This window comes from Schaalia odontolytica (genome assembly GCF_024584435.1).
GTDB lineage: Bacteria > Actinomycetota > Actinomycetes > Actinomycetales > Actinomycetaceae > Pauljensenia.
The window spans coordinates 835,237-847,795 of sequence record NZ_CP102197.1 but is presented as its reverse complement, the minus strand read 5'-3'; the positions used below and the strand labels follow the sequence as shown (position 1 = coordinate 847,795).

Genomic DNA, 12,559 nt, shown 5'->3' with positions numbered 1-12,559 from the left:
GCGCAGATCCGTGGGTGTGGTCACACTTTATTACAAATGTCTATCGATTGCTACGTCGTCTCGTTTTGACCTGGAGGGATATGACATCGGATACGATGGGCTTCAAGCGCTGCTACTGTCGGAAGGACCACATCATGCGCGTTGATCTGCTTACCCGCGAGTATCCCCCCCACGTCTACGGCGGAGCCGGTGTCCACGTCCTTGAGCTTGCGAAGGTCCTGCGTGGACTGGTCGATGACCTGCGGGTGCAGGCGTTCGACGGCCCGCGTGAACCCGGAACGGATGGCGCCGAGCCGGGAGTGAGTGGACACGACGACCTGCCCGAGCTGGCCGGAGCCAATCCCGCCCTGCGCACGCTCGGTGTTGACCTCGAGATTGCCGCGGCCTGCGACGGAGCAGACCTGGTGCACTCCCACACGTGGTATGCGAATTTTGCGGGCCACGTTGCCTCCCTCCTCGGCGATATTCCGCACGTGATCTCCGCTCACTCCCTGGAGCCCCTGCGCCCCTGGAAGGCGGAGCAGCTCGGGGGTGGGTACCGCCTGTCCTCCTACGTCGAAAAAACGGCCTACGAATCCGCCGCCGCCATCATTGCCGTATCCAACGGAATGCGCGAGGACATCCTGCGCTGCTACCCGGCGGTTGACCCTCAGCGCGTCCACGTGATCCACAACGGCATCGACCTGGGCAAGTGGCATGCGCCGTCCGGGGCTGAGGGTGAGGAGCTGCGTGCGCGTGTCCTCGCCGAACACGGGATCGATCCGACTCGCAGGACGGTCGTGTTCGTCGGGCGCATCACCCGGCAGAAGGGGCTGCCTTACTTCCTGCGTGCGGCGCAGCTGTTGCCCGACGACGTGCAACTCGTCCTGTGCGCCGGCGCGCCCGACACCCCCGAGATCGCTGCTGAGGTGGAGGGCCTCGTCAACGACCTTCGCTCCCGCCGTTCCGGAGTCGTCCTGATCTCCGAGATGCTCCCGCAACCCGAGGTCGCCGCGATTCTGGCCTCCGCGCAGGTCTTTATCACCCCCTCGGTGTACGAGCCCCTCGGGATCGTCAACCTTGAGGCGATGGCCCTCGGACTGCCGGTCGTGGGGACCGCCACCGGCGGAATCCCGGATGTCATCGTCGACGGTGAGACGGGATACCTGGTGCCCATCAAGCAGAAGCAGGATGGCACGGGCACCCCCCTCGACCCTCGCGCGTTCGAAGAGGCCATGGCCGATCGCCTGATCCGCGTCCTCGACGATCCGGCGCTGGGTCGGCGGATGGGCGAGGCGGGTCTTGCCCGCGCCCGCGAGCACTTCTCGTGGCAAGCGATCGGCGTCAAGACCGCCGACCTTTATCGTTCGCTCGTTGAGGGCGCACCTCGCAACCAACACGACTAGGCTTGATGCATGACTTACGTCCTCAATCTTTCTCACGTGTCCATCCAGCGGGGGGACACGCAGGTGCTCTCCGACGTCTCGTGGTCGACGCGTCCGCGTCAGCACTGGGTGATCGTCGGTCCCAACGGTGCGGGCAAGACCACGCTCGCGCGGGTCGCGTCAGGCAGGCTCACCCCCGATGCCGGGGAAGTCACGCTCTCGGGCGCCAACCTGTGCGACGCGGATCCCGCCGAGATCGCGACCCGTGTGGGTTTGGCCTCGGCCGCCGTGGGCGCGAAGATTGTCCCCACCCAGTCGGTGCTCGATACCGTTCGTAGCGCCGCGTGGGGGGTTGCTGTCGCCCACGACGAGGAGTACGAGCAGATCGACGATGAGCGAGCCCGAGCCCTCATGGAGATCTTCGGCGTCGACGGCCTCGCGCAGCGCGAGTTTGCGACCCTATCCGAGGGGGAGGCGCAGCGGGTACTTCTCGCGCGCGCACTCATGACCGACCCCGAGGTCCTTGTCCTTGACGAACCCACCTCGGGCCTCGATCTCGGTGCGCGCGAGCTGTTGATCGGTGCGTTGGCGGAGATCATGGCGGGGTCGAAGTCCCCGCAGATTGTTCTGGTCACCCACCAGATCGAGGAGATCCCTGCGGGAGTCACGCACTGCGCGATCATGTCCGCGGGGACGATAGCCCACCAGGGGCCCATCGACGATGTCCTCACGGGAGTCACGCTCTCCGAGGTCTACGGCATGCCTCTCCTCGCCGGTCGGAACGAGGGGCGCTGGTGGGCCAGAGGCGTCACCGACTAGGAGAGGGGAACGAGGATGAATGTCTGGCTGCTGTGGGTTCTCGCCGCCGTCGTGTGCGGCATCATTGAGGTGATGAGCGTCAGCTTCGTGTTCCTGATGTTCGCCATCGGAGCGTTGGCCGCCGGCGTCGCGGCCGCTCTCGGTGCGAGCGTGTTTGTTCAGGTCATCGTTTTTGCGGTCGTCTCCCTGGCTCTTCTCGCCCTCCTACGCCCGTTTCTCAAGGGACGCATCGACCGCTCCGGAGGCTATGTGAGGACCAACACCGATGCGCTCATCGGGAAGACGGCCTACGTGACCGAGGCCGTGGGGGAGCGCCACGGTCGCGTTCAGTTTTCGGGCGGCGAGTGGAGCGCGCGCACGGAGGGGGAGGAGTTGGCGGTGGGGACGCAGGTGAGCGTCGATCGCATCGACGGTGCGACGGCCGTGGTCAGTGCCCTCGATTCGTCGTCTCACCCGCCGATGCGTCCAACGGCTGCTCCCTCAGAGTAGTCTGATAAAACAGTTAGTTCCTGACAGAGAGGAAGAACCCATGGACTCGTATGAGGTCATTGGCAACGTGGCGGTGCTCGTCACTCTTGCCCTCGTGGTGTTCGTTGTTATCGCGCTCGTGCGCGCGGTGCGCATCGTTCCACAGTCCCAGGCGTACGTCGTCGAGAGGCTGGGGCGTTTCCAAGCCGTCATGCAGGGCGGCTTCCACCTCCTGGTTCCCTTCGTGGATCGCGTCGCCGCGCGTATCGACTTGCGTGAGCAGGTGGCGAACTTCCCGCCTCAGCCGGTCATCACGGCGGATCAAGCGATGGTCTCGATCGACTCCGTCATCTACTTTCAGATTACGGATCCGCGCAGCGCGACCTACGAGGTGACCAACTTCCTCCAGGCGATCGAACAGCTCACAGCCACCACCCTGCGTAACCTCATCGGGTCGCTGGACCTGGAGCAGACGCAGACCTCCCGTGAATCCATCAACAAGCAGCTTCGTGGCGTGCTGGATGAGGCCACGGGCCCCTGGGGTATTCGCGTCACGCGCGTCGAACTGAAGTCGATTGAGCCGCCGCCGCGCGTCCTGGCTGCCATGGAGCAGCAGATCACGGCCGAGCGCACCAAGCGCGCCACGATCCTGACCGCCGAGGCCGAGCGCGAGGCGCAGATCAAGAAGGCCGAAGGCGCCAAGCAGGCGGCCGTGCTCGCTGCCTCTGCCCAGCAGGAGGCTCAGGTCCTGCAGGCAAAGGGCGAGAAGGAGGCGCTGATTCTTCAGGCCGAGGGCGCCCGACAGGCCCAGATCCTGCGCGCGCAGGGTGAGTCCGAGGCTATTACGACCGTGTTCGCCGCCATCAACGCGGGGCACGCGACTCCCGAGCTGCTCTCCTACAAGTACCTCGAGATGCTGCCCAAGATTGCAGACGGACAGGCGTCCAAGCTGTGGATGCTTCCCTCCGATCTGACGGGCGCGCTGGAGTCCATCTCCAAGGGCTTCGGCCTGGGCAAGTAGACTGGTCGCTACGAGGCCGGGCCGACCGCAGCCCCTGCGGTCGGCCCGGCCTGCCATCTGCGAAAGGACAGCGGTGGATTCGCATCAGGAGTACGTGCTGCGCGAGGTCGCGCAGAAGAACATTCGCTTCATCAGGCTGTGGTTCACAGACGTCGCGGGCGTCCTGAAGTCGATTTCGATCGACCCAGGAGAACTCGAGGACGCCTTCGATGAGGGCATCGGCTTCGACGGCTCGGCTGTCGAGGGTCTGACCCGCGTCTTTGAATCCGACATGCTCCTCAAGCCCGACGCCTCGACGTTCCAACTGCTGCCGTGGCGCACGAGCGAGGAGCCGGTCGCCCGCATGTTCTGTGACGTGCTGATGCCCGACGGGCGACCCGCCCCCTCGGATCCCCGCGGTGTCCTGGAGCGCGCGGTGGGGCGTGCCGCCGACGCCGGGTTTCGGGTGATGATGCACCCGGAGATCGAGTTCTACCTGCTGCGCCAGCCGGTCACTCCCGAGCGGATGATCCCGGTCGACCAGGCGGGCTACTTCGACCACGTCGCACGCGGGGACTCCAACGACTTCCGGCGCCGCGCTGTACGCATGCTCGAGGACATGTCGATCCCCGTGGAGTTCTCCCATCATGAGGGGGGACCGGGCCAGAACGAAATCGACCTGCGGGCCGTGGACCCCGTGCGCGCCGCCGACAACATCATGACGGCGCGCACCGTCATCGAGGAGGTCGCGCTGCGCGAGGATTTAGTGGCGACGTTCATGCCCAAGCCCTTCATTGAGCATCCCGGCTCGGGCATGCACACCCACCTGTCCCTCTTTGAGGGCGAGGAGAACGCCTTCTTTTCCCCGTCCGGACAGTATCGCCTCTCGGCCACCGGCAGGCACTTCATCGCCGGAATCCTCGCTCACGCCGAGGAGATCGCGGCCATCACCAACCAGCACGTGAACTCCTACAAGCGGCTGTGGGGTGGGGGAGAGGCGCCCGCCTACGTGTGCTGGGGACACCTGAATCGCTCGGCCCTCGTGCGCGTCCCCCTGTACAAACCCAAGAAGAGTGCCTCGGCTCGCATCGAGTACCGCGCGCCCGATCCAAGCGCGAACCCGTATCTGGCTTTCGCCGTCCTGATCAGCGCAGGCCTGGATGGCATTGAGCACAAGATGGAACTCATGCCCGAGGCCGAGGACAACGTGTGGGACCTGTCGGATCGTGAACGCCAGGTGATGGGGATTCGCGCCCTTCCCGCTTCGCTCTCGGACGCCGTCCGCGCGATGAAGAAGTCCGATCTGGTCGCCGCGACGCTCGGAGAGCAGGTCTTCGACTACGTGATCCGCAACAAGCGCAAGGAATGGATCGAGTACCGTCGCCAGATTACGCGCCAGGAGATCGAGCAGTTCCTCAAGGTCGTTCCCAGGTGACCCCCGACGAGCTTCGGGTCGCCGGCTTCTTGGACCCGCGACGCGCCCTGAGCTTTCTCGACGAGCTCCCGGGCGAGCGCAGCGAGTGGGCGCGGGACATCGGCGCCTGCGCGGACCCGGACCAGGCGCTCCTGCAGATGATCCGTCTGCACGAGGCCGCCCCCGGACTCGTGTGCGCGCTGGCGGGGGATCCTTCCAGCAGGCGTCGCGTGTGCGCCGTGCTGGGGGCAAGCCAATGGCTCGGTGACTACGTCATCGCCGACCCGCGGCGCGCCTGGGCCATCAACGAGGAACCGGGCGAGGTCGGCGACGCGCTCGCCGCGGCCGTCGGGGCGAGGCGCGTGGCCTCGGGAGCGCTCGTGGCTGCGGAGCACGCGTGCGCGGACGACCTGCGGGCAGCCTACCGCCGGGTTCTGCTACACCTGGCCGCCGACGACCTGACGAGCGAGGACCCCGAGGCTGTGATGCCCGCGGTGGGGCGTCGCATCGCCGATCTTGTCGACGCGACGCTTCAGGGGGCCCTCGCCCTCGCCCGGCGCGACATCGACCCACGGGGGCAGGTTCCCATCTCGATCATTGCCATGGGCAAGACCGGGGCGCGCGAACTCAACTACGTCTCGGATGTGGATGTCCTGTACGTGACCCGGGGGCAGGCGGGTGAGGAAGAACGGGACACGCTGGAGATCGCCACCCGGCTCGCCGCCGCCACGGCCTCGGCGTGCTCGGGACCCGGAAACGAAGCCCCCCTGTGGACGGTGGATGCCAACCTGAGGCCCGAGGGGAGAAATGGCGCGCTCGTGCGCACGATCGAGTCCTATCGGCGCTACTGGCAGGAGTGGGCGCAAGCCTGGGAGTTTCAAGCGCTGCTCAAGGCCCGCGCCTGCGCCGGCGACGATGAGCTTGGTCGCGCCTTCGAGGAGGCAGCCCACCCCTACGTGTGGAGCGCGGCCAAACGCGAGGGGTTCGTCGAGGCGGCGCGCGCGATGCGGCGGCGCGTCGAGGACAACATCTCGCGCTCCCACGCCTCACGGGAACTCAAACTCGGGCGAGGGGGATTGCGTGACGTCGAGTTCACCGTCCAGCTGCTGCAGCTCGTCCACGGTCGCACCGACGCGTTCCTGCGCGTGCCCTCGACGCTCGACGCGATCGATGCCCTGAGCGAGGGAGGATACATCGCCCGCAGCGATGCCGCCGACCTGGCCTCCTGCTATCGTTTCCTGCGAGCGGTCGAACATCGCACCCAGCTGCCGCGCATGCGCCGCACCCACCTGATCCCCGATAAGGACGCCGAATTGCGTGTCCTGGGTCGCGCCATGGGAGCCCGGCGCTTCCCCGACGCCGCCTCCATGAGCGCCGCCATCGATGAGGTGCGTGAGCGGGTGCGGGCCCTGCACGAGGACGTCTTCTATCGCCCGATCGTTGCCGCGACGGCATCGCTTCGCGACGACGAGGTTGTCCTGCACGCCGAGGGGGCTCGCGACCGCCTCGCCGCCATCGGCTACCGCGACCCCAGCGGCGCTCTGACTCACATCGCGGCCCTCACCCGCGGCACGACCAGGCGAGCGGTCATCCAGCGTCATCTCCTTCCCGTGTTTATCTCCTGGCTCGCCGCCGGCGCCGACCCGGACATGGGGCTGAGGAACTTCCGCATCCTGTCCGAGGATATTGGCGACTCCCACTGGTATCTGGCTCTCCTGCGAGACTCGGGGGTGGCCGCCCGCCGTCTCATGAAGATGCTGCCCAACTCCCACTGGATCGCCGACGCCCTCGCCAAGCGTCCCGAGGCGGTTGCCTGGCTCGACGACGATGCCGAGCTCGCTCCACGGGACCTCGGCCGGCTCGGCCGCGAGCTCCGGGCGCTGATCGAGCGCCACGAGGATGCCGAGGATGCGGCGGCGCGCGTGCGCGCGGTGCGAACCCGGGAACTCACGCGGTGCGCGATGAGCGACCTGCTGGCCGGGATCGATCCGCGCGGCCACGCGATCGCGGACGCGGCGGACACCGCTCTCCTGGGGGCACTGGAGATCGCGGAGCGCGAGGAGGCCGCCCGGTGGGGGAACCCGCGTGCCCGCGTCGCCTTCATCGCCATGGGCCGCTACGGGGGCAGGGAGTGCTCCTACGCCTCCGATGCCGATGTCATCGCCGTACACGAGGCGGTGGGCGACGCCACGCCAGCCGACGCCGCGGCCAGCGCGACCGCCATCGTGAACCGCGCGAAGAAGCTTCTCGGCTCCGCGACCAGCCAGCTTGGACTCGCCGTCGATCTTGGCCTGCGCCCGGAAGGGAAGAACGGTCCGATGAGTAGGACCGTGGAGTCTCATCGGGAGTATGCTCGCAGGTGGGGATCGACGTGGGAACGCCAGGCCGCCGTGCGCGCCCGGCCAATTGGCGACACGCCGCTGGCCCGCCGAGCAGGGCAGCTCTTCGAGGAGATCGCCTACGGCGATGTGTCGCCCGCGGATCTGCGCGACATACGCCTGCTCAAAGCCCGCATGGAAAACGAGCGCCTTCCCCGCGGGATCGAGCCCTCCCGCCACGTCAAGCTCGGGCCGGGGGGACTCACCGATGTCGAGTGGACGATCCAGCTGATCCAGATGCGCCACGGGCGCATCACGCCGAGCCTGCGCACCCCCTCAACGACCGGCGCGATCGCGGCCGCGGCACATGAGGGCCTCGTTGAGCCCTCGGATGCCGACACCCTGTTGGATGCATGGGACATGGCCACGCGCATCCGCGCCGCCAACGTCCTGGCGACGGGGAGGATGAGCGGTGTGAAGCTCGACGTGTTTCCGCGCGACAGTGCCGAGCTGCGTGCTCTCGCGGCCATTCTCGGTTACGGTAGCGGCGGGCTCAATGCCCTCGAGGAAGACTGGCTGCGCGCCGGGCGAAAGGCACGCGACGTGATGGAACGACTCTTTTGGGAGCAGCAGTGAAAATTGTCCTCGTACGGCACGGACAGACGCCCGCGAATCGACTCGGTGCCCTGGACACGGTGCGCCCGGGCCTCGGCCTGACCCCCGAGGGGCACGCCCAGGCTCAGCGCCTGGCGGATCGTTGGGAGGCCGAGGTCGCACCTGCCCCCACCGTCATCGCTCTGTCGGGACTTCAACGCACGCGCCTGACCGCGGCGCCCCTGGCGCGCGCCTACGGGCTCACGCCCCGCGTGTGCCCCGGCATCCGTGAGCTGCGCTCAGGCGACCTGGAGATGGCGGCCGATCCCGGGTCCCAGGCGCTCTACGTGCGCACGACGCTGTCGTGGTGCGCGGGCAACCTCGACAACAGGATGCCGGGCGGCGAGAGCGGCCGCGAGGCGTTGGCTCGCTCCCTGGAGACCGTGCGCCGCGTCGGCCTGGCCGCCCGCGAGGAGGCCGGGGACGAGGCCGTGGCCGTCTTCGTCATCCACGGCGCGCTCACGCGCCTGCTGGCCACCTGGCTGTCGGCCGACATCGACGAGGCCCTCGTGTCGACGCACTTCATGTCAAACGCGGGTACCTCCTCCTTCGAGTGGCCCGCCGACCTGGATCCGTCCTCGGCCGACGAACTGGCGAAGGCGCTGCGCGCCGTGACGTGGAATGACCGCCCCCTCGATCAGTGGTCCTGAGGCGGTGACTGGCCCGGCGCAACGAAAGCTGAGACCCTGTACGGGAACGAGCGGTACCTGAAGTAGTTCTCCAGGTAGGTCAGGTGTTCCTCGCACGCCAGCCACGTCTTCTGGCGGGCGCGGTGGATCGCCGGGTTACGCCAGTCGATCCGGTAGATCGCCGCCTTCGTGCATTCGCGTGCCGAGCAGATGCCCGAGGCGCTTTCGACTCCCAGTGCCATGGTGTCCTCCCGGTGCGGTTACGCTTGGAAGTATGCCAACTCTCGTTCTCGTTCGCCACGCGCAGGCCGCCACGCCCTACCCCGATCACCTCCGCCCGCTGACCGACGCCGGGCGCGACCAGGCCGAGCGCCTCGGGCGCACCCTCGCCCGCGAGATCGGTTCCTTCGACGTTGCCGTGTCCTCCGATGCGATGCGGGCGCGCCAGACCTTCGAAGCGATCGCTGGCCACGTGAGCGTGGGTAGCGCCTGGACGGACCGCAGTATCTACGACGCTGACGAGGCCGACATCATCACGCTCGCCCGTGGCCTGTCCGGCGCCTCGGCCCTCGTCGTCGGCCACGAACCCACGGTGTCCTTGGCGGCGGAGATCCTCTCGCGCGACGAGGATCGAGCAGGTGTCGCCAGGGGAGTGGCCACCGCAACCGCGATGGTCCTGACGTTCGATGGCCCCTGGGACTGTCTCGGACCCGGTTCGTGCTCGATGCGGCTCTTCCTCACCCCGCCCGCAGGCCGGGAGGGTGGACCGATGAGGCGGTGAGCGACCTGCGCGCCAGCGGCCGCCCGGCCGAGCGCGCCGAACGCGGGGGAGGATCGGCCACTCCCGGCCCGCTGTGACGGTGTTTACGTTTGTCCACGGCGGCGTTCCACACGTGGGGACCCTCCCCCTCAACGCGGTAGAATGTGGCGGTATCTATCCACCCAACAGGGAGAAGTGATGTCGGGACACTCTAAGTGGGCGACCACCAAGCACAAGAAGGCCGCTATCGACGCCAAGCGCGGCAAGCTCTTCGCGCGCCTCATCAAGAACATCGAGGTCGCTGCTCGCACGGGCGGCGGCGACCCTGCAGGCAACCCGACGCTGTACGACGCCATCCAGAAGGCGAAGAAGAACTCCGTCCCCGCGGACAACATCGACCGCGCCGTCAAGCGAGGCTCCGGCGCCGAGGCCGGCGGCGCGAACTACGAGACCATCATGTACGAGGGCTACGGCCCCAGCGGCGTCGCCTTCCTCGTTGAGTGCCTCACCGACAACCGCAACCGTGCTGCCTCCGACGTGCGCCTGGGCTTCACCCGCCACGGCGGCTCCCTGGCCGACCCCGGTTCGGTGTCCTACCTGTTCTCCCGTCGCGGCGTCGTTGAGGTCCCCGCCGCCGACGGCGTGGACGAGGAGTCCATCATGATGGCTGTTCTCGACGCCGGGGCGGAAGAGGTCGAGGACGCGGGCGAGCTCTTCGTCATCGAATCCGACCCGAAGGACGTGGTCGCGGTGCGCAGTGCCCTCCAGGAGGCGGGCATCGACTACGATTCGGCAGAGGTCCAGTTCGTGGCCTCCACGGAGGTTGAGCTTGATCTCGAGGGAGCCCTCAAGGTCAACAAGCTCATCGACGCCCTCGAGGATTCCGACGACGTTCAGAACATTTACACGAACATGTCGCTGTCGGACGAGGCCAGCGCGCAGCTGGAAGAGGCAGAGTGAGCATGAGCGAATCCACCGTCAAGCGCGAGGTTGGTACCCCCCAGGTCAAGCGCGGAATGGCGCAGATGCTCAAGGGCGGCGTCATCATGGACGTCGTGACCCCCGAGCAGGCCAAGATCGCCGAGGATGCCGGAGCCGTCGCGGTCATGGCCCTCGAACGAGTTCCCGCCGACATTCGCGCCCAGGGCGGCGTTGCCCGCATGTCGGATCCCGACCTGATCCAGGGCATCATCGACGCCGTATCCATCCCCGTCATGGCCAAGGCGCGTATCGGGCACTTTGTTGAGGCTCAGGTCCTTCAGTCCCTCGGAGTCGACTACATCGACGAGTCGGAGGTTCTCACCCCCGCCGATTACGCCCACCACATCGACAAGTGGAACTTCACGGTCCCCTTCGTGTGCGGCGCCACCAACCTGGGTGAGGCCCTGCGGCGCATCACCGAGGGCGCGGCCATGATCCGCTCCAAGGGCGAGGCTGGCACGGGAGACGTCTCGAACGCGACCACGCACATGCGTCAGATTCGCGACGAAATCCGTCACCTCACCTCCCTGCCGGAGGACGAGCTCTACGTGGCCGCCAAGGAACTGCAAGCCCCCTACGAGCTCGTCGCAGAGGTGGCCCGCGAGGGTCGCCTCCCGGTCGTCCTCTTCACTGCTGGGGGCATCGCCACACCCGCGGATGCCGCGATGATGATGCAGCTCGGCGCCGAAGGCGTCTTCGTCGGGTCGGGCATCTTTAAGTCCGGGGACCCGGCCAAGCGCGCGGCCGCCATCGTCAAGGCCACCACCTTCTACGATGATCCCGCCGTGATCGCCGACGTCTCTCGCGGGCTCGGCGAGGCCATGGTCGGCATCAACGTTGATGACATTCCGGTCGACCACCGCCTCGCGGAGCGCGGATGGTGACCATCGGCGTTCTCGCCCTCCAGGGCGACGTCGCAGAGCACGCGCGGGCGCTGGAGAACTCCGGTGCCCGCGCGCTGCTCGTGCGCAGGCAGGACGAGCTCGCCCGCGTCGACGGCCTCGTCATCCCCGGCGGCGAATCGACGACCATGTCCAAGCTGCTTGTCTCGTTCGGCCTCTTCGACGCCCTCGGCAAGCGCATCGCCGCGGGCATGCCGGTGTATGGGACGTGCGCGGGAATGATCATGCTTGCCTCCACGATCCTGGACGGACGCGACGATCAGCGTTGCTTCGGCGGGCTCGACATGGTCGTGCGTCGCAACGCCTTCGGACGTCAGATCGACTCCTACGAGGAGGATCTGGACGTTGAGGGCCTCGAGGGCGGCCCCTTCCACGCCGTCTTTATTCGTGCTCCCTGGGTCGAGTCGGTGGGCGAGGGGGTCGAGGTCATCGCACGTGCCGGAAACAGCGCCGACGGTCCGATAGTCGCGGTGCGCCACGGCACCGTCATGGCGACGTCCTTCCACCCCGAGGTCGGCGGTGACGACCGCATGCACGGCCTCTTCGTCGACATGGTCGCGCGCGCCTGATGCGCGTGATGGGCATCGACCCGGGGCTGACGCGATGCGGCCTGGGCGTCATTGACGTGGACCCGTCGCGGCGAGCCACCCTCGTCTATGTCGGCGTCGCCCGGAGCGACAAGGACCTTGCGACGCACTTCCGGCTGCGCACGATCGCGGACGCGATCGACGGTGTCATCGAACGCTACGCGCCCGAGGTGGTTGCGATCGAACGCGTCTTCGCCCAGGACAACCTGCAGTCCGTGACCACCACCATGCAGGTGATGGGTGCCGCCATGACGTGCGTGGGCCGTGCCGGCCTGCCCATGGCCGTGCACACTCCTTCCGAGGTAAAGTCCGCCGTCTCCGGCAACGGCAACGCTGACAAGGCGCAGGTGCAGACGATGGTTGCGCGCATCCTCGGCTTGGCAAAGGCCCCCAAGCCGGCAGACGCGGCGGACTCCCTCGCGATCGCGATCACGCACGCGTGGCGTGGTACCGGTCTGCTCGGTGCTCCGCAGGATTCCTCCGTCGCGGTGTCCCTCTCTGGGCGTCTGACGGCTCGCGGTTCGATGACTCCCGCTCAGCGCGCGTGGGCCGAGGCGCAGGCGGCGCAACGCCGCACCGGTGCCGTGGATCCTCGTCGCCGACGCGGCTAGAATCGTACATATGTTCGCCTTGCCCGGCGAGCGACCACGAACGAAAGGAACG

The 12,559-nt window shown here is 67.5% G+C and carries 13 protein-coding genes; 12 read left to right on the top strand and 1 reads right to left on the bottom strand.

Annotated elements, in window-relative coordinates:
* The first annotated feature begins 134 nt into the window (after positions 1-134).
* The 7 genes from glgA to NQK35_RS03740 all read left to right on the top strand — a co-directional run bounded on the left by glgA (position 135) and on the right by NQK35_RS03740 (position 8,687).
* Entirely contained in the window at positions 135-1,385 is a 1,251-nt protein-coding gene (gene glgA, locus NQK35_RS03770) for a glycogen synthase (protein ID WP_034231865.1), read from the top strand.
* Positions 1,386-1,394: 9 nt separating this feature from the next.
* Positions 1,395-2,183: an ABC transporter ATP-binding protein gene (locus tag NQK35_RS03765; RefSeq protein ID WP_009211650.1), complete on the top strand. Its 789-nt coding sequence runs from the start codon at positions 1,395-1,397 to the stop codon at positions 2,181-2,183.
* A 15-nt stretch (positions 2,184-2,198) separates the two neighbouring features.
* Positions 2,199-2,672 (top strand): NfeD family protein, encoded by a 474-nt coding sequence (locus NQK35_RS03760; protein WP_257114580.1) that lies wholly within the window; start codon positions 2,199-2,201, stop codon positions 2,670-2,672.
* A gap of 40 nt (positions 2,673-2,712) precedes the next feature.
* Complete coding sequence (locus tag NQK35_RS03755) at positions 2,713-3,672, top strand: SPFH domain-containing protein (RefSeq protein ID WP_257114578.1); 960 nt, start codon at positions 2,713-2,715, stop codon at positions 3,670-3,672.
* A gap of 73 nt (positions 3,673-3,745) precedes the next feature.
* Positions 3,746-5,086, top strand: a complete 1,341-nt coding sequence (locus NQK35_RS03750) for a glutamine synthetase family protein (protein ID WP_009211647.1) — start codon at positions 3,746-3,748, stop codon at positions 5,084-5,086.
* Positions 5,083-8,019 (top strand): bifunctional [glutamine synthetase] adenylyltransferase/[glutamine synthetase]-adenylyl-L-tyrosine phosphorylase, encoded by a 2,937-nt coding sequence (locus NQK35_RS03745; RefSeq protein ID WP_257114577.1) that lies wholly within the window; start codon positions 5,083-5,085, stop codon positions 8,017-8,019. The genes NQK35_RS03750 and NQK35_RS03745 overlap by 4 nt, the downstream gene beginning before the upstream one ends.
* Positions 8,016-8,687 carry a histidine phosphatase family protein gene (locus NQK35_RS03740; RefSeq protein ID WP_257114576.1) on the top strand — a complete coding sequence of 224 codons (672 nt, stop codon included), beginning with the start codon at positions 8,016-8,018 and terminating at the stop codon, positions 8,685-8,687. The genes NQK35_RS03745 and NQK35_RS03740 overlap by 4 nt, the downstream gene beginning before the upstream one ends.
* On the opposite strand, the gene NQK35_RS03735 is transcribed toward NQK35_RS03740, so the two are convergent.
* Positions 8,675-8,908: a hypothetical protein gene (locus tag NQK35_RS03735; RefSeq protein ID WP_257114575.1), complete on the bottom strand. Its 234-nt coding sequence runs from the start codon at positions 8,906-8,908 to the stop codon at positions 8,675-8,677. The two genes, NQK35_RS03740 and NQK35_RS03735, sit on opposite strands and share 13 nt — an antisense overlap.
* A gap of 32 nt (positions 8,909-8,940) precedes the next feature.
* Here NQK35_RS03735 and NQK35_RS03730 point away from each other — a divergent pair, with 32 nt between their 5' ends.
* The 5 genes from NQK35_RS03730 to ruvC all read left to right on the top strand — a co-directional run bounded on the left by NQK35_RS03730 (position 8,941) and on the right by ruvC (position 12,507).
* A complete protein-coding gene (locus tag NQK35_RS03730) occupies positions 8,941-9,447 on the top strand; it encodes a SixA phosphatase family protein (RefSeq protein ID WP_257114574.1) in 507 nt (168 codons plus the stop codon).
* Between the two features lie 177 nt (positions 9,448-9,624).
* A complete protein-coding gene (locus tag NQK35_RS03725) occupies positions 9,625-10,386 on the top strand; it encodes a YebC/PmpR family DNA-binding transcriptional regulator (RefSeq protein WP_257114573.1) in 762 nt (253 codons plus the stop codon).
* A gap of 2 nt (positions 10,387-10,388) precedes the next feature.
* Entirely contained in the window at positions 10,389-11,291 is a 903-nt protein-coding gene (pdxS, locus tag NQK35_RS03720; protein ID WP_034230813.1) for a pyridoxal 5'-phosphate synthase lyase subunit PdxS, read from the top strand.
* On the top strand, positions 11,285-11,878 hold the full coding sequence (gene pdxT, locus NQK35_RS03715; RefSeq protein WP_048741607.1) for a pyridoxal 5'-phosphate synthase glutaminase subunit PdxT: 594 nt from the start codon (positions 11,285-11,287) through the stop codon (positions 11,876-11,878). The genes pdxS and pdxT overlap by 7 nt, the downstream gene beginning before the upstream one ends.
* Positions 11,878-12,507, top strand: coding sequence for a crossover junction endodeoxyribonuclease RuvC (gene ruvC, locus NQK35_RS03710; protein ID WP_048771609.1), 630 nt, complete (start codon positions 11,878-11,880; stop codon positions 12,505-12,507). Before pdxT ends, ruvC begins: the two co-directional genes overlap by 1 nt.
* Positions 12,508-12,559: the final 52 nt, after the last annotated feature.

What these genes read in the sequence shown, in the direction of transcription:
- glgA (WP_034231865.1), top strand. Translation starts at nt 135, where the DNA reads ATGCGCGTTGATCTGCTTACCCGCGAGTATCCCCCCCACGTCTACGGC.
- NQK35_RS03765 (WP_009211650.1), top strand. Translation starts at nt 1,395, where the DNA reads ATGACTTACGTCCTCAATCTTTCTCACGTGTCCATCCAGCGGGGGGAC.
- NQK35_RS03760 (WP_257114580.1), top strand. Translation starts at nt 2,199, where the DNA reads ATGAATGTCTGGCTGCTGTGGGTTCTCGCCGCCGTCGTGTGCGGCATC.
- NQK35_RS03755 (WP_257114578.1), top strand. Translation starts at nt 2,713, where the DNA reads ATGGACTCGTATGAGGTCATTGGCAACGTGGCGGTGCTCGTCACTCTT.
- NQK35_RS03735 (WP_257114575.1), bottom strand. Translation starts at nt 8,908, where the DNA reads ATGGCACTGGGAGTCGAAAGCGCCTCGGGCATCTGCTCGGCACGCGAA.
- NQK35_RS03730 (WP_257114574.1), top strand. Translation starts at nt 8,941, where the DNA reads ATGCCAACTCTCGTTCTCGTTCGCCACGCGCAGGCCGCCACGCCCTAC.
- NQK35_RS03725 (WP_257114573.1), top strand. Translation starts at nt 9,625, where the DNA reads ATGTCGGGACACTCTAAGTGGGCGACCACCAAGCACAAGAAGGCCGCT.
- pdxS (WP_034230813.1), top strand. Translation starts at nt 10,389, where the DNA reads ATGAGCGAATCCACCGTCAAGCGCGAGGTTGGTACCCCCCAGGTCAAG.
- pdxT (WP_048741607.1), top strand. Translation starts at nt 11,285, where the DNA reads ATGGTGACCATCGGCGTTCTCGCCCTCCAGGGCGACGTCGCAGAGCAC.
- ruvC (WP_048771609.1), top strand. Translation starts at nt 11,878, where the DNA reads ATGCGCGTGATGGGCATCGACCCGGGGCTGACGCGATGCGGCCTGGGC.